The 17,941-nt window shown below is 57.5% G+C and carries 16 protein-coding genes; 7 read left to right on the forward strand and 9 right to left on the reverse strand.

From position 1 onward, the window contains the following. Positions 1 to 35 precede the first annotated feature (35 nt). A complete protein-coding gene (locus NOR51B_RS14300; protein WP_040482171.1) occupies positions 36 to 1,106 on the reverse strand; it encodes a CDGSH iron-sulfur domain-containing protein in 1,071 nt (356 codons plus the stop codon). Between the two features lie 244 nt (positions 1,107 to 1,350). Here NOR51B_RS14300 and NOR51B_RS14305 point away from each other — a divergent pair, with 244 nt between their 5' ends. The 7 genes from NOR51B_RS14305 (at position 1,351) to NOR51B_RS14335 (ending at position 9,203) form a co-directional block, all read left to right on the forward strand. Then, a complete protein-coding gene (locus NOR51B_RS14305) occupies positions 1,351 to 2,670 on the forward strand; it encodes a sodium-dependent transporter (RefSeq protein ID WP_009021345.1) in 1,320 nt (439 codons plus the stop codon). Beyond that, positions 2,651 to 3,838 carry an aminotransferase class V-fold PLP-dependent enzyme gene (locus NOR51B_RS14310; RefSeq protein WP_009018814.1) on the forward strand — a complete coding sequence of 396 codons (1,188 nt, stop codon included), beginning with the start codon at positions 2,651 to 2,653 and terminating at the stop codon, positions 3,836 to 3,838. Before NOR51B_RS14305 ends, NOR51B_RS14310 begins: the two co-directional genes overlap by 20 nt. A gap of 45 nt (positions 3,839 to 3,883) precedes the next feature. Further along, on the forward strand, positions 3,884 to 4,558 hold the full coding sequence (locus tag NOR51B_RS14315) for a glutathione S-transferase family protein (protein ID WP_009020727.1): 675 nt from the start codon (positions 3,884 to 3,886) through the stop codon (positions 4,556 to 4,558). A 184-nt stretch (positions 4,559 to 4,742) separates the two neighbouring features. Further along, a complete protein-coding gene (locus NOR51B_RS14320; protein ID WP_230198481.1) occupies positions 4,743 to 5,840 on the forward strand; it encodes a murein transglycosylase domain-containing protein in 1,098 nt (365 codons plus the stop codon). Positions 5,841 to 5,951: 111 nt separating this feature from the next. Further along, entirely contained in the window at positions 5,952 to 7,916 is a 1,965-nt protein-coding gene (locus NOR51B_RS14325; RefSeq protein WP_009021365.1) for a pyrroloquinoline quinone-dependent dehydrogenase, read from the forward strand. A gap of 143 nt (positions 7,917 to 8,059) precedes the next feature. Next, positions 8,060 to 8,581, forward strand: a complete 522-nt coding sequence (locus NOR51B_RS14330; protein ID WP_081443989.1) for a YybH family protein — start codon at positions 8,060 to 8,062, stop codon at positions 8,579 to 8,581. 70 nt (positions 8,582 to 8,651) lie between these two features. After that, positions 8,652 to 9,203: a YaeQ family protein gene (locus NOR51B_RS14335; RefSeq protein WP_009019230.1), complete on the forward strand. Its 552-nt coding sequence runs from the start codon at positions 8,652 to 8,654 to the stop codon at positions 9,201 to 9,203. 2 nt (positions 9,204 to 9,205) lie between these two features. On the opposite strand, the gene NOR51B_RS15090 is transcribed toward NOR51B_RS14335, so the two are convergent. From NOR51B_RS15090 to NOR51B_RS14380, 8 genes are all read right to left on the reverse strand, one after another. Further along, positions 9,206 to 10,114, reverse strand: coding sequence for a carboxymuconolactone decarboxylase family protein (locus tag NOR51B_RS15090; protein WP_009020470.1), 909 nt, complete (start codon positions 10,112 to 10,114; stop codon positions 9,206 to 9,208). Between the two features lie 59 nt (positions 10,115 to 10,173). Next, positions 10,174 to 12,054: an outer membrane protein assembly factor BamB family protein gene (locus NOR51B_RS14345; protein ID WP_050759502.1), complete on the reverse strand. Its 1,881-nt coding sequence runs from the start codon at positions 12,052 to 12,054 to the stop codon at positions 10,174 to 10,176. A 13-nt stretch (positions 12,055 to 12,067) separates the two neighbouring features. Next, complete coding sequence (locus NOR51B_RS14350; protein ID WP_009021155.1) at positions 12,068 to 13,264, reverse strand: dihydrolipoamide acetyltransferase family protein; 1,197 nt, start codon at positions 13,262 to 13,264, stop codon at positions 12,068 to 12,070. Positions 13,265 to 13,287: 23 nt separating this feature from the next. Next, positions 13,288 to 13,722 (reverse strand): cupin domain-containing protein, encoded by a 435-nt coding sequence (locus NOR51B_RS14355; protein ID WP_009019707.1) that lies wholly within the window; start codon positions 13,720 to 13,722, stop codon positions 13,288 to 13,290. A 39-nt stretch (positions 13,723 to 13,761) separates the two neighbouring features. Next, entirely contained in the window at positions 13,762 to 14,775 is a 1,014-nt protein-coding gene (locus NOR51B_RS14360) for an alpha-ketoacid dehydrogenase subunit beta (RefSeq protein ID WP_009021133.1), read from the reverse strand. 75 nt (positions 14,776 to 14,850) lie between these two features. Then, positions 14,851 to 15,822, reverse strand: a complete 972-nt coding sequence (locus tag NOR51B_RS14365) for a thiamine pyrophosphate-dependent dehydrogenase E1 component subunit alpha (protein WP_009020575.1) — start codon at positions 15,820 to 15,822, stop codon at positions 14,851 to 14,853. 195 nt (positions 15,823 to 16,017) lie between these two features. Beyond that, positions 16,018 to 16,470 carry a cupin domain-containing protein gene (locus NOR51B_RS14370; protein WP_009021484.1) on the reverse strand — a complete coding sequence of 151 codons (453 nt, stop codon included), beginning with the start codon at positions 16,468 to 16,470 and terminating at the stop codon, positions 16,018 to 16,020. A gap of 249 nt (positions 16,471 to 16,719) precedes the next feature. Continuing rightward, positions 16,720 to 17,898 carry an acyl-CoA dehydrogenase family protein gene (locus NOR51B_RS14380; protein WP_009021454.1) on the reverse strand — a complete coding sequence of 393 codons (1,179 nt, stop codon included), beginning with the start codon at positions 17,896 to 17,898 and terminating at the stop codon, positions 16,720 to 16,722. Positions 17,899 to 17,941: the final 43 nt, after the last annotated feature.

Here is a 17,941-nt window from a genome sequence, read left to right on the forward strand (position 1 = left end):
GCTTCCCAATTCCGCTTCCACAACCGTGGTAAGCGTTAGTAATTGATTGATGGGTTGTCTCCGGGGTAAATCACACCGACCACATCCATGCCCGCCGCGTTGGTTGCCTCCAGCGAATGCTCGCATTTGGCGGGCAGGAAGATAACGTCCCCCGCCTCCACCGGCGCCCGACCCGTTTGCGTCCACATCATGCCCTTACCTTTGAGAATAATCAGGGCTTCCTCGTAAAGATGGCGATGCGGCGCCGCCTTTGACTCCGGGATGTGGCCAATAAACTGAGTCGCCACATCGGAGCCAATCGACTTGTCGACCAGCATCTGGAAATACCGCGCCGCCATGGCATTGCGCTTATCCGGGTCAACCGCTACTCGCCGTTCCGGGTAATCGGCATCGAAGCCCGCACTCGAAGTCGCTGAGAACTCGGGGGCCTCGGCTGCCGGGCATGCGGATATATAGACCTCGAGCGTGGGCTCAGGGCACAACTGGAAATCTTCGCCAGGGCGGATATAAACGCCACTGTCCGACGCTATGGACAGGGTCTTGGTACCAATGGTGATGCGACCACCACCGTCGGCAATGAACAGCACCACATGGCGATCGCCAAAGCTGATGAAGTCCGTCTCATCACGAACAGTAGCGTGAAACTGCGACTGGTACAGCGCGCCCTGCGCGGGGGAAATCACCTTGCAGTAATCCATGCCCCGGGCCGACACCCGCTCAGCCCTGGAGGTCGAGAACACGTAGCAGTTGTCGTCCAGCGCAGCGGTCGCTGTAGCGGCATCAAAATCCCGCTGGGGGATCGCACGATTGGCGGCGCTTTGGGGGTCGTCGAGGGAGTAAGCACCCGGGATGGCATTATGCGATCCGTCGCAGTGGGGACCGTCGCTGGTCTTCTTGCAATTGCAAAACAGAACTTCCTCGCCCTCCGACCGGGCCTCGTAAATCAAGGGCTCGATACCCGTGCCCTGGTGCGAACCGTCACAAAACGGCTGCCGCTTGGACAAACCGCAGGCACACCAACGGTATTTGCGGCCTTTGGTAAGCTCCTGATAACTCGGCTTTGTGTCAGCGACTGCGGGCAGGTCGGACGAGGCTGTATCATTCATAATGTGAAAATCCCGACGAATTGACGTTGGCGGGCAGAATACGCGCAAACCGCTAGAGGTGTAAAACCCCGTTTGAGGGGAGTGCTGTAGGGTCAGAAAGGCACTGTGGCTGCCGACGTAAACCGGGCGCGACCCTGCTACCATGTCTCCTTGAAACATGATCGGGCGGTACCCGCCTGAGAATGCTGACGGCGTGGCCGCGACAAGGCTACGTTTTTTGTTTATCCGACCGAGCGCGTAATGCATGAAAGAAATCGCTGAGAATGCTCGTTTTTCGTCTTTTTTCACCACGGTAATGACGTTGCTCGGCGTGGCGGTCGGGTTGGGTAACGTCTGGCGCTTTCCCTATATGATGGGTACCCACGGCGGTAGTGCGTTCCTGATGGTGTTTGCACTGCTCATGGTGATTATCGCCGTGCCGGCGATGATGTGCGAACTGGCGCTGGCGCGCAGTCAGCGCGGCGCCACCATAACCGTGCTGGCGAACAGTCTCGGTTCGATCGGTCGCGTACTGGGCTACGTTCTGGTGGGTGGCGTGTTCGTAGCGGGATCGTATTACACCCTGGTAGTCGCCAACGTGTTCTACAGTGCCTGGTTTTCGATAAGCAGTGGTTTCAATGAACAGAATCTGGATCTGTTCGCCAACAACCTGGCCAATCCCGTGATGCAATACCTCATGGCGGTGAGCGTGCTTTGGGGGGCACTCTTTGTTATCTGGCACGGCCTGAAAGGGGGAATCGAGCGAGTCAGCGACACCTTCGTACCCTTCTTTTTTCTGGTCGCCGTCTACCTCGGCTACGTGGCGTTGACACTGCCGGGCGCCAAAGACGCGACCTTACAATTCATGCGTCCCGATTTTTCCCAAATTGGCATTCGGGAACTGTCAGCGGCACTGGGACAATGCTTTTTCTCCCTGGGCTTGGGCGCTACCTTCGCCATGGTGTACGGCAAATACATCAGTGACAGTGAACGACTGGGCTCATTGGCGATACTCTCGGCGGTGGGTGACACCACGGCGTCGTTATTGGCAGCGCTTTTCATCGTGCCGACGATTATGGTCTTTGGTCTCTCGCTGGACTCCGGCCCAACCCTTCTGTTCGATACGGTACCCACCCTGCTGGCGCAGATGGACAATGGTCGGTGGGTAGGCTCGCTGATGCTGCTGGCGCTGGCACTCGTAGCGTTTCTCTCGGTCATCGCCGTGTTTCAGGTGGTCGTTGTATCGCTGGAGGAGGCGCCCGTTGGTATCTGGCTGGGCAAAGGGCGGCTGTTTCTGATTATTGGCATCGCCGAAACCGCGCTGATTGCCTACCCCGGCTGGCACCCCGAAATTATCGGCACCCTCGATCTCATTATCGGCTCCTGGTTTATGGTGACCGGCGGGCTGCTGGCGGTGATTGCCATCACCTGGTCGTATACCCGTGCCGATGCGCTGCGCGCTGTGTTCAATGCAGGCAATCCGCGGCTCTATCACCGGATCATGTTTCTCTGGATGCGCTTCGTCATCCCCATCGCTCTCTTCTCAATAGTGGCAGGCTCTATTTATGACACCTTCTCAAGCTGATTTGGCACCGGCAGAGGCCAATGAAAAATCGCTCGAATTGCTGCGCAGTTACTTCCCTATTTTGGCTGAGCAGTGTTACTTCAACGCCTGCTCTTATGGCCCCTTATCCCTGCAGGTAGAGGCCGCGCTCAATGAGTACATGACCATTCGCCACGAGCAGGGTGCACGGTGGGACATCTATGTGGAGAAAGCCGAATCTACCCGGACGCTCCTCGCAGACCTGCTGTGCTGTCCCGCCGATGACGTATCGATTTCAACCTCGGTGAGTCAATCGCTAAATACACTGCTCTCAGCATTCGATTTCAGTGCCGGTCGCAACGGTATCGTGACCACCGACTTTGACTTCCCGACCACGGCACAGATTCTGCTGGCCCAGGAGGCCCGGGGCGCAAAAGTGAAGCGCGTAGCGGTTGATGACACGGGCACCGCGCTACAACTGCACCAGTTTGATGAGTTGATCGACGACAATACGCTGATGGTTCAGGTGCCACTGGTCTGTTATCGCAACGGCGTATGGACCGATATCGATCCCATCGTAAAACTCGCGCATTCCCGCGGTGCTTTGGTATTGATTGATGCCTATCAGGGTATCGGTACCCGCCGCTTCGATGTAACCGCCTCCGGCGCCGACTTCCTGGTCGGGGGTTGCACCAAGTACCTGCTTGCGGGTGCGGGCACCGGATTCATGTACGTCAGGGATTCGATGACTAATGGTATCCAACCCGTTGCCACCGGCTGGTTCGCCCAGGCCAACCCCTACGCCATGGACATCTACCACAACGAACCTCACCCCACCGCCCGACGCTTTGAGGCGGGTACGCCGAATGCGGTCGGCCTGTTCGCCGCAGAGGCGGGTTTGAAACTACTGCTGGAGGTCGGTATGGAGACCGTGGAGCGCAATATCGCTGCGGTAAACTACGGCATCAAGGAAATGGTTTATCGCAACGGATGGGATCTGGTGACACCCCGGGATCGCCACGGGGCCATGCTGGCGATTCGGTCAACCGATGCCCCGGCGCTGGTTCAACGACTCGCGGGCCGCAAGGTCATTCTCACCGAGCGGGATAACAACATTCGTGTCGCGCCCCACTTCTATAACAGCACCGACGATGTTACAGCCCTGGAAGCGGCGTTAAAGGCCGAAGCCGAACTGCTACCCACAGTTTGACCCCACCGGCCGTTCTTCCCTGCGGTGGGTACGAGAGGTGCAACCGTGAGTGATTCAGCGACGCTTTACATCGGCAATCGTAATTACTCCAGCTGGTCGATGCGGGCATGGTTGGCACTGCGTTTCATGGAGTACCCCTTCAGTAGCGTTCGCATCCCCCTCGATACGCCCGAATTTGATGCGCGTATCGGCGACATTTCAGCAGCGCGCCGGGTTCCCGTATTGGTGGTGGGTGGGCAAACCATCTGGGATTCCCTCGCCATCTGCGAGACCGTGGCTGAGAGCGCCCGAACCGGAGCCTGGCCTGCAGATCCCGCGCTTCGCGCCCATGCCCGCAGCGCGGTGGCGGAGATGCACTCGGGCTTTGCCTCACTGCGGGCGGCAATGCCGATGAATATTCGGGCACAGCGCAAGATCGCGCCCGAACCCGACATCGCGAGCGCCATCGAGTCGGATATCGATCGAGTCTTTGCGCTATGGAGCGAGGCACTGGCACTCTGTGGCGACGATAACGGCTGGCTTTACGGTGAAAAATCGATCGCTGATGCGTTTTTTGCGCCCATCGTATTTCGCTTTTTAACCTACGGAGTCGATATTTCCCGTCGGCATCAGCCATGGGTCCACCAGTTATTAAGCAATCCTGATGTTAAATCGTGGGTTGACGAAGCGCGCCTGGAGACCGAAGTCGTCGATGCCGACGAAGCGGGTATAGAAGCTTGAATACAGATTTCGAACTATGCGAAATTTTCAGAACATCTAGATCTTTAGTCTCGACCTGCGCCTTCATTTCCCCTCGGGACAATCAAGCGCCGACATGCCGTTAATGGGCTTCTGTCTTTCGAACAGCTCACAGCGGCTATTTCGGACGGTCCGGACTCTTTTTTTATCGCCGATCCTGCTGCTGTTGCTCAGTAGCTGCGCCAGTAATCCCGAGCAGGCGATCAGCGCCGTACTCAGCGGCGATCCCGAGCGTATCGCCCGTGAAATCATTGAGGTCGAGTTGGAGGGAGCGGGACTGCCCTCGGATTTCGAAAACCTGCCTGAACTGGTTCGAGTGGCCACGACCATCCTGCGGGATATCTGGGGTGAACGGGAACCCGAGATCGCCTCGGAACATCGCTATGTCAAATACAGCAATGCCTATGAAGCGAGGGCCATCATCGACTTTGACGAAGGCTGGCTGCAGGTCGAAACCGTCGCTGAAGAGCAGCCGCTTGGCAAACTTCGCGACGCCATGGTCAGTACTTTACTCACCAGTCGAGACATGCGGGTCGAGGATATTTTCACCGATGCGGAGCCGGATACCGACGGGGAACCCTTTTTACTCGGGCAGGTACTCGATCACGATGGTGAAGCCATTCGCTGGCGCTGGCGTGCCGAACGTTATGCCGACTACCTGATCGCCAACGAGCTTCGTCGCCTGCAGCAAAATGGTCGATCGCTGCACCTGCTTCGTGTTTCACTGGTGGATAACCACCTACAGTTACGGGAACTCGAGTACGCCGATCAGGTTATCGCGGCATCGCGGCAGTACGGCATATCGCCCACCCTGATCTACGCCGTCATAGAAGTCGAAAGTGCCTTCAACCCCTACGCCGTAAGCCCCGCCAATGCCTTTGGCCTGATGCAGGTGGTTCCCGCTACCGCCGGTCGCGACGTCTTCGAACGCATTAAAAAACAACCGGGTGAACCTACCCGTCAGCAATTGTTTGAGCCACCCTTTAACATTGATATTGGCAGCGCCTACCTGCATCTGCTCGATGATGTTTACCTGTCCCGTATCCGCGATCACGAGAGTCGACACTTCGCGACCATCGCCGCCTATAACGGCGGTGCCGGCGGCGCACTGCGTACCTTCGACAGCGATAAGAATCGAGCCGTCGAACGTATCAATCGACTCACCGCTGACCAGGTCTACGATCAGTTGGTAACGCGCCATCCCTTCGCGGAGACCCGCAACTACCTGAAGAAAGTGCGTGCAGCAGAACAACGGTACCGCTAATCGGTAACCGTCGCGTATCGATTTTTACAGTCATACCCCAGCCGCATTGCCTTGCTTTACCGATGCGAGGGGTCGAAAATCACAAGGACTAATAAGAAGGAATAAAGCGCCATGCCAAAACAGTTATGTGTTGGTTTTTTGTTCTCCTGCGCCATTATCAGCGCCGCCTCTGCGGTTGCCCAGGACACCGCGCATACCTTGTCGGAATGGTCTGACTGGGGGGCGACACCCGGTGGTACCCGGTATGTCAGTTCCGACGAGATCACACCTGAGAACGTAGAGCAGCTGACGGTCGCCTGGCGCTACAGCACCGGGGAGTTACAACGCCGCTCCAGCGAGATGTTGCAAAACAGCTCCTCTGAAACCACACCGATACTCGCGGCCGGATCGATTATTACCTGCACCCCGTTTGGACGGGTTATCGCACTCGACCCGCTCACGGGTGCGGAACGCTGGGCCTTTGACCCGAAGATTGATGCCACCTTCGAGCTACCCAATCAATACGTCTGTCGTGGAGTGTCTCAGTGGATCGACCAAGAAGCCCCCAGCGAGTCCGCCTGTGCCCATCGCATTGTCTATGCCACCGTCGATCTTCGACTGATTGCTATTGACGCGCACACCGGCGCCGCCTGCGAGAGCTTTGGCAATGGCGGCCAGGTCGCAATCGATGTGCCTAACCAACAACACAACGGTGAGGTCAAACTGGCCTCTCCACCTACGGTCACCAACAATGTTATCGCCGTCGGCTCGATGATCCTCGACAACGTTCGAGCCAATGCGCCGCGTGGCGTTGTGTACGGCTTTGATGCCCGCACCGGACAACCCGCCTGGACCTTTGATCCGATTCCTCAGGACTCCGGACCGACCGACAGCGATTGGCTGGAAGGTAGCCGTCACCGTACCGGTGCGGCCAATATGTGGTCGGTGATGTCATCGGATGAGGCGCTTGATCTACTGTTCATACCCACCTCCAGCCCCGCACCCGATTACTATGGCGGTGAACGACCCGGTGACAACCGTTATGGCAATTCTCTGGTCGCACTCAAGGCGAGTACCGGTGAGGTCGTCTGGTCCTTCCAACTGGTTCACCACGACGTCTGGGACTACGATACACCCGCACAGCCCACGCTAATGACTATTGATAAAAACGGCATGGCGATTCCCGCTGTCGTCCAGACCACCAAACACGGTTTCATCTTTGTGTTTGATCGGCGCACCGGCGAACCCCTCTTTCCCATTGAAGAGCGATCGGTGCCTCAAAACGGTGTCCCCGGTGAGCAGTTGTCCAAAACCCAGCCCATACCCACGCTCCCCGAACCCTTGTTCCACACCAACTTGACGCCCGATGACGCCTGGGGTTTTACCTTCTGGGATCGCGGTGCCTGTCGTGATCTGATCGAGAAATACCGTTTCGATGGCTTATTCACCCCGGCAAGTATTGAGGGCAGCATCCATTACCCCAGCGCTGCCGGCGGTGCGAATTGGGGGGGTGCAGCCATCGATCCGGCCACCCAGTCGCTGTTCGTCAACTCGAGCCGCGTCGCGTCGGTAATCACCTTAATTCCCGACGATGGCACTGCCGGTGATTCGGTAGCACTCAGCGGTGGTGTCGATATCTCACCGATGAAAGGTACGCCCTACGCGGCCAAGCGGGAGTTCCTGTTATCGCCGTGGGGTGCACCCTGCACTCCTCCACCCTGGGGAGGTTTATCGGCTTACGATCTCAAGACCGGCAAGAAACGCTGGGATGTGCCATTAGGGAGCATCAATCATGTAGTGCCGGTTCCCTTACCCTTTGACTGGAACCTGGGCACACCCAACATTGGTGGCCCGGCGGCAACCGCCGGTGGCGTGCTGTTTATCGCCGCCACCATGGATCAGTACCTGCGCGCCTTCGACATGAAGACCGGCGAAGAACTCTGGAAAGACAAGCTTCCCGGGGGAAGCCAGACCACGCCCATGACGTACTCGGTCGACGGTAAGCAGTATGTGGTTATCGTCACCGGCCAGCACCTGTGGTTCCAGACCGACGCCAGTGACACCATCGTCGCCTACGCATTGCCCGACGGCGAGTAATGGCCCGATGACACTGCGCAGCGACAGCGCGCCGACCGCGACGGCTTGCCGATATTTTTTTGCGGTGCTCCTGCATCGAAAGCGCGTGCGAACCTTGTGATGCTGCCATTTTTGTACGCAATGACTACCAAAGGGAAAAGACTATGAGATTAATGACCACCGGTTCACTCCTCTTGCTCGCACTGACACTGGGCAGCGTTGGGTCAATGGCTGACAGCCACAATGCCGATGAAGTCGATGAAGTCGCTGTGATTGAGGCGTTCTACGCCGATTACCGTGACGCGGTCGAGGCCAGCAGTATTCCTGGCTACCTCGATGCGCTCCATCCCGACGTCCGCCTTCTTCCCCCGGGCGCCAAGCCCATTGATGGGCGCGACCGGTACAGCACATTTCTGGGTCCGGTCTTTGAGATGGCCACCTATAAAATAGAGGTCATCAGCTATCCTGAAATCACCGTGGTCGGTGATATGGCCGTAGCGGATTATGAATACATTATTCATCTGACGCTAAAAGACCCCGAGGTTGGCATTGAACAGGAGGGCGCCCTGACGGCACAAAAGACCCACTCCTACTATACCGACGTGCTACTTAAAGAAGACGATGGAACCTGGGGTATCTGGCGCCACACGTGGACAACCATCTCCGCCACTTCGGAAGACGAATGAACACCATCGATGGCTTCCGTCGCCGGGTTCTTAGTTGTACTTGGCTAACAACGCCCAAGTTAATGCCAGAATGGCGCTGAAATCGTCGGTTTTTCGCATCACTTTGCAAGTCGCCGATCTGGACCGTCACGTGTATCAGGATTTTCCGCTGACGATTGCCAGGCACCCGTCCGAAACCGAAGCCCGTATGATGCTCCGTGTGCTCGCCTTTGCCCTTCATGCCGACGAGCGTCTGGAATTCGGCCGGGGCATCAGCACCGAGGATGATCCGGACCTGTCCGTGCAAACACTCGACGGGCAAATAGACACCTGGATCGCTCTCGGCGCGCCGGATCCCGAGAGACTGCGCAAGGCCTGCGGCCGGTCAGAGCACGTGGTGCTTTATGCGTATGGTGACAAGGCGTTACCGGTCTGGTGGCGCAAGAATGAACCCGTACTGAATCGACTCGATAAACTCCATATCGCCCAGATCAGTGATCAGGACATGCACGCTTTAGCCAGCGCCTGCCAAACGGGTATGGAGCTTCAGTGCACTATCAGTGAAGGCGAAGCGCTGCTTTCATGGAGTGATGGGTCAATGACGGTGGCTCCCACCGTCATCAAAAACACCGGAGATCAATAGCCTCAGGCAAGTCCCGCTTCGGCAACCGGCCCCTCAAAAAGAGGCTGTCCCTGCTCATCAAAATTCAGCACGTGGATGCCTTCCCAGGGCGGCGCATCGATATGGGTGGCAACCAGCGCTTTTTGCTGACTCCATTTGACGACGTCAAAACAGAGCTCGGCAATTTGGCCGGGAGAAAAATGCTGCTGCACTTCCGCCGCTAACGCAGCATCGGCATCCGATGGGGTCATAATTAACGTGTCGACAAGATGAAGCGCGGCGACTACGGAGTCACTGAAGCCACCCTGCTCGTAGCGCGAGACCTTTTCCGCCATCGATTCCTCAAAACCATTCTGCAGGGCGCTACGCTGACGCAGCGAGCCACACATACGGCAGTGGTGGATCTGCGCACAACGCAGCCGCACCAGTTCGCCGGTGAGTGCGTCGATTTCATCGGCAAGCACCGCTGTAGCCGCGAAATCCGCGATCACTTTGCCAGTCACCGACTCCTGATCACCGGTAGGCGCTTCCGCAGAGGCAGTAGTCTGCCCGGCGTCAGCGTTCTCTGCATGGGGTATGACAACAGGTACCACCTGCTCTAGGCGCAGGGCCATATCGATCAAATAAAGTGAGTTCACCAGGGCGGTTATCGCCGCGGGCTCCAGGTATCGGCCCAGTGACTCGATCTGCTGCTCGCTGATGCCATCAACGGAGACCGCGAACTGATCGGCCAGCTGGCAGGCCGCCAACTCCAGAGCGCCCGCTTCTGTGGGTGGTGCCCACACCCTGCGCTGCTGCGCCGCCTTGAGCTGCGCCCGGCACAGCTCCAATAGCGACTGATCAACCATAGGGAGCACAGTATCCATCGCGCGCTGATAGGCATTGGCCGTTTCCGGCTGGAGCGTGTAAAGCATTTGAGGCAGCTGAATCATGGGGTGCTCTCCCTGTTATACGAATAATTGGTTCGTTGCGGAACCCAGTGTTTACGGGTTCAGTCGCCGCCCGGAGTAAACACCAATAAGGCGTTACCCGGCATCCGACCACCGAACAAATAACCGCTGTTAATCAGTAAGTGGCCATCGGTAACGACCGGGCCGTCCGACTCGATTGACCCACCGCGAGCGACAGCGCCGTTGACGGCTTCAAATTCCCGATTGGTCTCAAACGACCACACTACCTTACCACTTTCGGCCGCATAGGCCTTGAGGACCCCATCAAAGCCACCTGCGAAAACCACACCGGGAATGGCGGTGGGTGCCGCGGATAGGCCCGGGTCACAGGCCGGCAGCTGACTGTCGTCACAATGCTCACCCGCGGGCGTAAACCAGACTGTCTCACCATTGACTGGATTCAGGGCATACAACCCCGGCTTGGGTTCACCCTTAAACTTACCGATAAAGTTTGTGTCGGCATTGGTCGCAAACAGTCGCTCGCCATCGCTGGCCATACCCCAGTGTACGCCGCCGGCAAAACCACCCCGGCCAATTCGGGTCTTCCACACCAGCTCACCCTTGTTCTCGGGGTCTATGGCGTAAACCATGCCCGACTTCTGGCCAACCAGAATCAGATCCCGCCCTTCGGGCCCTTTCCAGAGTACCGGTGAGGCGCCAATATCGAGGTCGGGGCCATCCTCCTCGGGGCAATTGTCGCGCATGCCTGGGAGATTACAGGCCATGTTCCAGGCATCCCCAGCCAGAGCCTGAAACGACCAGACGATATTCCCGGTATCGAGATCGATTGCTATCACCGAGTCGCTGTTGCCGTGGGCTGGCGAGGTATAGGACTCTCCGGTGCCCACGTACAAGAGACCTCGTTCCTCATCGATGGTGGGACTGTTCCAAACCGGTGCTCCGGAGGGCGCGAGAATGGGCAAACCGCGCTTGTTGGTTTTTCCCGTCGGGCTCGGCGCTTCCGGAATAACGTGCGTCCTCCAGAGCTCCTCGCCCGTCTCCGCGTCTAGTGATATGACATTGCCACGAAAGGTGCAGCAGGTGTAACCCGGGTCAGCGGCGCTGGCCCACTCTGATGAGGATAGGGGTACAAACAAGCGCCCATCAAAGTACCGCGGCGACCCGGTGATGGTACCCACCGGGTGATCCCGAACCGCTGATCGCCAAAGCTGCTCACCCGTTTCAGCATCGAGTTTGTAGACGTTACCCTCGAAATCACCGAAGTAGGCGGCGGCGTTATCGCCTTCCATCACGAGGGTAATGGCAGAGCGCACTTCTGCATCCGCTGTAAAGGTCCATCTTGCGCAGCCGGTCATCAAATCCAGCGCGTAAACCGCACCCGGTTGCGACCCAACAAATACGGTCTGGTTTGCCACCGTAGGCTGCGAACGGGCGCGGGTTGCTCCCGGGTAGGCAAACGCCCATTTCAACTCGAGATCGGAGACGTCATCGGCGGAAAACCCGGCTATGGTTTCGGGGACGTAGCGTGTGCTCTCAAGACTCATACCCCAGCCGGTCAAGGCCGGAGCGGCAAACGGCGACGGTGCTACTTGATCAGTCCCACACAGTGCAACCGACGCATCGTTCGCCGCACCCAGCTGTTGTCCCGAGAGGTGCTCCGCCAATGCAATACGCTCGTCAGGCGATAATGCGGATCCCTGAGCCCGCATCGCGCCGTCGGTCAGCGCGGTGTGGATTGCGGAAGCGCCCAACATCTCAAAATTGATGCGATGGGGGGCTTTGGGTACACCGCCATCATGGCAATGGGAGCAGTGCTGCTGATACAAGGCTTCAGGCTCCCCCGCTCGGTCTCCCGACGGTCCTGCGGCCCCAGCGGAGAGACTTAGCAACACGCCCAAAAGACCGCAAAGCCCCGGAAGAACCTGCCGCCCAAATTTTAACCCGTCGCTTGATCGTGACATTGTGAACAACCCCTTAGTAATCCAGCTTTTCTGGCGCCTGTACGGCATCATGCAACGCCTGCAGGAACTGCGCACCAAGCACGCCGTCGACCACTCTGTGGTCACAGGACAGCGTCACGTTGACGCTGGACTGGGGCGCATCGCTGCCGGGTAAAACGCGGGGCGCTACGGAGCCTACCGCGAGAATCGCGACGGCGGGTGGGTTGATAATCGCGCAAAAGCGATCAATACCGTGCATACCCAGATTGGAAACGGTAAACGTCGCACCTTTGATGTCATCGGCGGCAAGACTGTTACTACTGGCCGCCTCGTGGAGTCGACGCGTCTCCGCGCCGATTTCGCTGGCGCTCTTTCCTCCCGCATCCCTGACAACCGGCGTGATCAAGCCGCTATCCACCTGCATCGCAACGGCGATATTCGATTTCCTGAAACGCAGGACCTCGTCACCCTGTAACTGGGCATTGACTTCGGGCACGGCCGCCAGTGCCTGTGCACAAGCCCGCAACATGTAGTCATTCAACGTCGCATTGCTGCCCGCCGCTTTGCGCGCAGCGCGAAACTCAACGAGTTGCGCCAGCGGCAGCGTTCGCTCGAGATAAAAGTGGGGAATATCGCGCTTCGCCTCGGTCAGACGTTTGGCCGCAGTTCGCTGTCGGCTGGTGAGTGCCACTCGCTCAAACTCGGGACCCGAGCTGGCGTCATCATTGAACAGACCGCGAGCCTTGGCGGCCTGCTCGATATCCTGAAGCGTAATGCGACCTTTACGTCCGGTGCCCTCGACCGAAGCGACATCGATCGACAACTGCATCGCCAGTGCTTCCGCCTTGGGTGAAATCGCCTTATTGGCGGCGGAGTGTTCAGATTTTGGCGTCGGCGCTGCCGAAGCACCTGGCGCGTCAGCCTTGGATTCGGCACCCGGAGCACTGCCGCCAATAAAGGCATCCACGGCATCATCGCTGACCCCGGCATCGGCAATAACTGCCAACATGGCTCCGACAGGGTACAATTCACCGGTCTGCGCGATTATCCGACGCACGACACCTGCGGTATCCACTTCAACTTCATTGGCGATCTTTTCGGTCTCAACGACGACGATGGCCTGCCCAGCGACAACCGCATCGCCCTCGGCAACCAACCATTCCTCTACGGTGCCATCCTGCATCTCCATGCCCCACTTGGGCATGGTGAAGGCCTTGATACTGTCAGTCATCGGATTGTCTTCCCATCATCGTATTAGCTGATATCAGCATTGACATCACCGGTGGTGACGTCGCGCAAAAATTCGTTGTCGAGGATAAATCGGATTTCACCTTCATCGCCGGTAAAAGCCACGGCGCCGCGACCCATGAAAATCATTTCGGTATCGATCTCGCATCGCGCCTGGGTATGGATCGAGCCGATCGGTTCATAACCATAGGTTCCTGCGGGGGCAGAGCCCACGTCGTAAAGAAGCTCACCCTTGGTCACGTAGTATTCTGAGTTACTCAGATGACGGTGCGGCGCGAAAGCAGCGCCAGCCTCCATCCGCACATAAAGCGTCCACTCCCCGCTTTGCATATTGCAGCGCAGAAGTTTGAACTGGGTGCCACCGCCCAGATCGCACCATTCCTTGTCGTCGACCTTGACGACGATATCGCCGAGGCCATGGGGGTCAGTAAGATCAGTCATCGCAAACTCCTTAAATCGTTGGAATAGTTCTGGCAATGATTAGCGATAGGCGTAAACACTCTCGATGGCGGCGCTGATACGCGCAGCTGTCGGTGCATACTCCGCCTCCAGAACCGGTGACGCCGGCACGGGCGTGTGCGGCGCAGTGACCTTTTTCACAGGCGCGCGCAGTGAAGAGAAGCCATCGCTGACAATCATGCTGGCGATTTCCGAAGCCATCGAACACATCGGCGTTGCCTCATCGACGACAACCACACGGCCGGTCTCTTCGACACTATCGAGGATCGTATCGACATCGAGTGGCGAGATGGTTCGCGGATCAATGACTGCGGTCGAGATGCCTTTTTCCTCTAGGGCCTCGGCAGCCTCAACAGCAAGTTTGACCATCCGCCCCAGAGCGACGACGGTAACGTCGGAACCCTCGCGAACTACCCGCGCCTGACCCAGCGGGATCTGATAGCTCTCCTCAGGGACCTCATCCTTATCCCCGTAAAGCATTTTGTGCTCGCAAAAAATGACCGGATCGTTGTCTCGAATCGACTGGATGAGCAGGCCCTTGGCATCATACGCGCAGGAGGGCAGCACCACCTTGAGACCAGGGATGTGAGCGAAGATCGGATAGATCGCCTGTGAATGTTGCGGCCCCGAACCCATACCGGCACCGATCATCGTCCTGACCACCATGGCGGCACCCTGCTGCCCACCAAACATGTAGCGAAATTTCGCTGCCTGATTATAAAGCTGATCGAAACAGACCCCGAAAAAGTCGGCGAACATCAACTCGGCGATGGGCCGCATACCCGTCAGTGCCGCACCAGCTGCAGCACCCATGATCGCCGACTCGGTGATCGGCGTGTCGATCACCCGGGCCTCGCCAAACTCATTAAAAAGGCCTGCGGTCACACCCATAACACCGCCGGCGGCTTCAACATCATCGACGGGGCAGCCGCGCCCTCCGGCGACATCTTCCCCAATCAAAATAACTTCCGGATCCCGGCGCATCTCGAGTCGCATCGCGTGGTTGATGGCTTCGCGCATTGTCATCTGTGGCATTTAGATTCTTCCTGTTAATTTGTTTGACCGACGGTCACTTGACGTAACCCCGAACTGAGAATTCGTGGTCAATGGTCAGTCATAAACCTCGTAAACATCCGTCAGCAGATCCGCAGGCTCTGGCTGTGGTGCCGCTTTGGCAGCAGCCATGGCCTTCTCAACATGCTCAAGTGACTCGGCATCAATCGCATCGAAATCGGACTGGGTGAGCCCGGTCTCAGCGATGACCCGGTCGCGGAACAGGAGTATGGGGTCGCGATTCTTTTCAAGGTCGGCAATTTCTTCCTTGGTGCGGTAACTTTGCGGATCGCCTTCAAAGTGGCCGTACCAGCGCGGTGCGATACATTCGATCGACACGGGACCCTTACCCGATCGCGCGTGCTGGGTGGCCTCCGCCATCGCCTCGTACACCGCGAAGTAATCGGTACCATCAACCTTGTGCGCGGGCATCCCGAACGCCCCCGCCCGGGCCGCAATATCGCCACTGCCGCAGTGGTAATCGACTCCGGTCATCTCCGCGTAACCGTTGTTTTCATAAACAAATATCGCCGGGAGCTTGAGCACTACCGCCAGATTCATGGCTTCAAAGACCGTGCCCTGGTTGGACGCGCCATCACCGATAAAAGCGATCGATACCTTGTCGGTACCCCGGGTCTTGGCCGTCAGCGCCGCGCCCACAGCCAATGGTGCCGAGCCACCGACAATGGCGTTCGCACCGAGCATGCCTTTCTTCAGATCGGCGATATGCATCGAGCCGCCCTTTCCGTGGCAAAGCCCGTCCTGGCGGCAAAAAATCTCAAGGGCCATGTCCTCAATGGCACACCCCTTGGCGATGCAGTGACCATGACCCCGGTGAGTACTGGCGATATAGTCCTCATCGGAAAGGTGAGCACAGACACCGGCTCCAATCGCTTCTTCCCCACAGTACATGTGCATAAAACCCGGCAGGGTTCCCGCCATAAATTCACGCCGGCCAATCTCATCAAAATTGCGCATGTGACGCATGGTCCGGTAGGCCGTTTTGAGCTCCTGCTCACTAAAATCCATTCAACACGCTCCTATTAAGTACTGGGGTTGGACACGGCGTTCAGCATGATGCAGTGGTACTACATTGCCGAAAAATCCCGCATTCCGATGGTCTAAAACCGGCCGCGACAATCGCCACGTCCGAAAATTACTCGCCGACTTCAACGGCCACTCCGCCCACATTGACCGAAATTGCCACTGGTCCGTCAGATGTAACTAGGGGTCAATGATATTTTCTGGCACCTCGCCCTCCCAGGCGCTCTTGAAAAAGGCCAGGTCACCGATGAACAGGGTTTTATCGTTTTCATCGAGATACGAGACGGGTCCGTGCCCCATATACAAAAACTCGGTGATCTCATCGCCACCGGCCTCTTCATGGATTTCACCGATCTCTTCATAACCGTAGACGCCCGCACCCGCCTGCCCACGTTCAAATTTGAGGACACCTTTGATGATAAAAAATTCGGCGGGAGTAATATGCTTGTGGCGGGCAAATTTTACACCCGGCTGCAGCTGTACGTAGAGCACCCAGTCACCGGTGACCTCGCAGTAGCGCAGTAATTTGAATTTGACGCCCTCCGCCAGATCTACCCAGTCAATCTTGTTGATATCCGCAAGCATGGCGCCGCGCACACCGGGGTCGTGGTTCTCAGTCGCTTCTCGATACATAAACGTTGACTTCTTTTGACGGCTTTATTATGTCGTGGATTCACTTTTTATAGCCCGAGAATAGCACCGTTTTTGAAGCCAGTTCAAAAGCCAGGAATCGCTTTATCAGGACGACCGGGCAGTCGCCTTCGTCCGGAATTTCATCAAAGCAAAGGGCGGGCACCACCACCAAAACTGAAAAAGCCCGATAAATCGGGCTTTGTAACACTAGATATGGCTCGCCGACGCGCAGCGAAAACCGCCCGACAGCTATACCGGGTGGCGCTTGACCCACTGTTTGGCAATGATCATACGCTGCATCTCATTGGTGCCCTCGCCAATGCACATGAGCAGTGAATCTCGATAATAACGCTCGATCTCATACTCCTTGGAATAGCCGTAACCGCCGTGAATCCGCATCGACTCTTCCGAATTACGGACCGCCGCCTCTGAGGCAAAGTACTTCGCCATACCCGCTTCCATGTCGCAGCGTTGACCGCTGTCATAGGCATCGGCAGCATCGAGCGTCATCAGGCGAGCCGCGCGGGCGCGGGTGGCCATTTCACCTAATTTGAGCTGGATGGCCTGGTGCTCACAAATCGGCTTGCCCATGGTGTGGCGGGTCTGCGCGTACTCGGTTGCCAGGCGCAGAGAGCCGTCGCAAAGCCCAACCCCCCGGGCGGCCACATTGATTCGACCCAACTCGAGACCACCCGTGGCCTGGAAGAAACCTTTTCCTTCTTCGCCGCCGATCAAATGATCCGCCGACAATCGATAGTCCTCGAACACCAACTCAGCACTGTCGATGGCGTTATAGCCGAGCTTCTTGAGTTTCTTGCCTACCGTGAACCCTTCGCCCTTGGGCGCGATAAACAGACTCATCCCCTTATAACGCGGGTCAGCATTGGGGTCGGTTTTCACCAGAAGTGCTACCGCACTGCCTTGGATGCCATTGGTAATCCACGTTTTGGTGCCGTTAATCACGTAGTCGTCGCCATCGCGAACCGCTGTGGTTCGAATCGCCTGCAGATCGGTTCCCGCATTGGGCTCGGTCAGGGCGAGGCCGCCACGAATCTCGCCGCTGGCAAAACGCGGTAGCCAGTGAGACTTCTGGGCCTCGGTACCAAATCGCTCCATGGCCGCCGCCATCATGAGGTGCGAATTGAAAATACCGGTGATCGCCATCCAGTAGGAGGATATCCGCATCACAATTTCGGCATAGGTGCGTGCGGGAAGTCCCAGTCCGCCATACTCCGGACTGATGGTTGCGCCGAACAGGCCCATTTCGGTCATCTGCTCAACCAGTTCCGCAGGCCAAACGTCATCGTGATCAAATTTCATCGCCACCGGGGCCACTTCTTTTTCCACCCAGCGCTCAATAGCCTCGACCAGTGCGCGCTCGTCATCGCTATCGATGTGCGTCCCTCGGGCTGCCGTCGTGTCCGACATCTCAAATCTCCATTGTAGTAAGTAACTGTTTAAATAGTGAGCA

This window comes from Luminiphilus syltensis NOR5-1B, from assembly GCF_000158175.1.
In the GTDB taxonomy this organism is placed as follows: domain Bacteria; phylum Pseudomonadota; class Gammaproteobacteria; order Pseudomonadales; family Halieaceae; genus Luminiphilus; species Luminiphilus syltensis.

Bases quoted from the DNA above. Each gene is read 5' to 3' on its own strand.
- NOR51B_RS14300 (WP_040482171.1), bottom strand. From the start codon at position 1,106: ATGAATGATACAGCCTCGTCCGACCTGCCCGCAGTCGCTGACACAAAG.
- NOR51B_RS14305 (WP_009021345.1), top strand. From the start codon at position 1,351: ATGAAAGAAATCGCTGAGAATGCTCGTTTTTCGTCTTTTTTCACCACG.
- NOR51B_RS14310 (WP_009018814.1), top strand. From the start codon at position 2,651: ATGACACCTTCTCAAGCTGATTTGGCACCGGCAGAGGCCAATGAAAAA.
- NOR51B_RS14325 (WP_009021365.1), top strand. From the start codon at position 5,952: ATGCCAAAACAGTTATGTGTTGGTTTTTTGTTCTCCTGCGCCATTATC.
- NOR51B_RS14330 (WP_081443989.1), top strand. From the start codon at position 8,060: ATGAGATTAATGACCACCGGTTCACTCCTCTTGCTCGCACTGACACTG.
- NOR51B_RS14335 (WP_009019230.1), top strand. From the start codon at position 8,652: ATGGCGCTGAAATCGTCGGTTTTTCGCATCACTTTGCAAGTCGCCGAT.
- NOR51B_RS15090 (WP_009020470.1), bottom strand. From the start codon at position 10,114: ATGATTCAGCTGCCTCAAATGCTTTACACGCTCCAGCCGGAAACGGCC.
- NOR51B_RS14345 (WP_050759502.1), bottom strand. From the start codon at position 12,054: ATGTCACGATCAAGCGACGGGTTAAAATTTGGGCGGCAGGTTCTTCCG.
- NOR51B_RS14350 (WP_009021155.1), bottom strand. From the start codon at position 13,264: ATGACTGACAGTATCAAGGCCTTCACCATGCCCAAGTGGGGCATGGAG.
- NOR51B_RS14355 (WP_009019707.1), bottom strand. From the start codon at position 13,722: ATGACTGATCTTACTGACCCCCATGGCCTCGGCGATATCGTCGTCAAG.
- NOR51B_RS14360 (WP_009021133.1), bottom strand. From the start codon at position 14,775: ATGCCACAGATGACAATGCGCGAAGCCATCAACCACGCGATGCGACTC.
- NOR51B_RS14365 (WP_009020575.1), bottom strand. From the start codon at position 15,822: ATGGATTTTAGTGAGCAGGAGCTCAAAACGGCCTACCGGACCATGCGT.
- NOR51B_RS14370 (WP_009021484.1), bottom strand. From the start codon at position 16,470: ATGTATCGAGAAGCGACTGAGAACCACGACCCCGGTGTGCGCGGCGCC.
- NOR51B_RS14380 (WP_009021454.1), bottom strand. From the start codon at position 17,898: ATGTCGGACACGACGGCAGCCCGAGGGACGCACATCGATAGCGATGAC.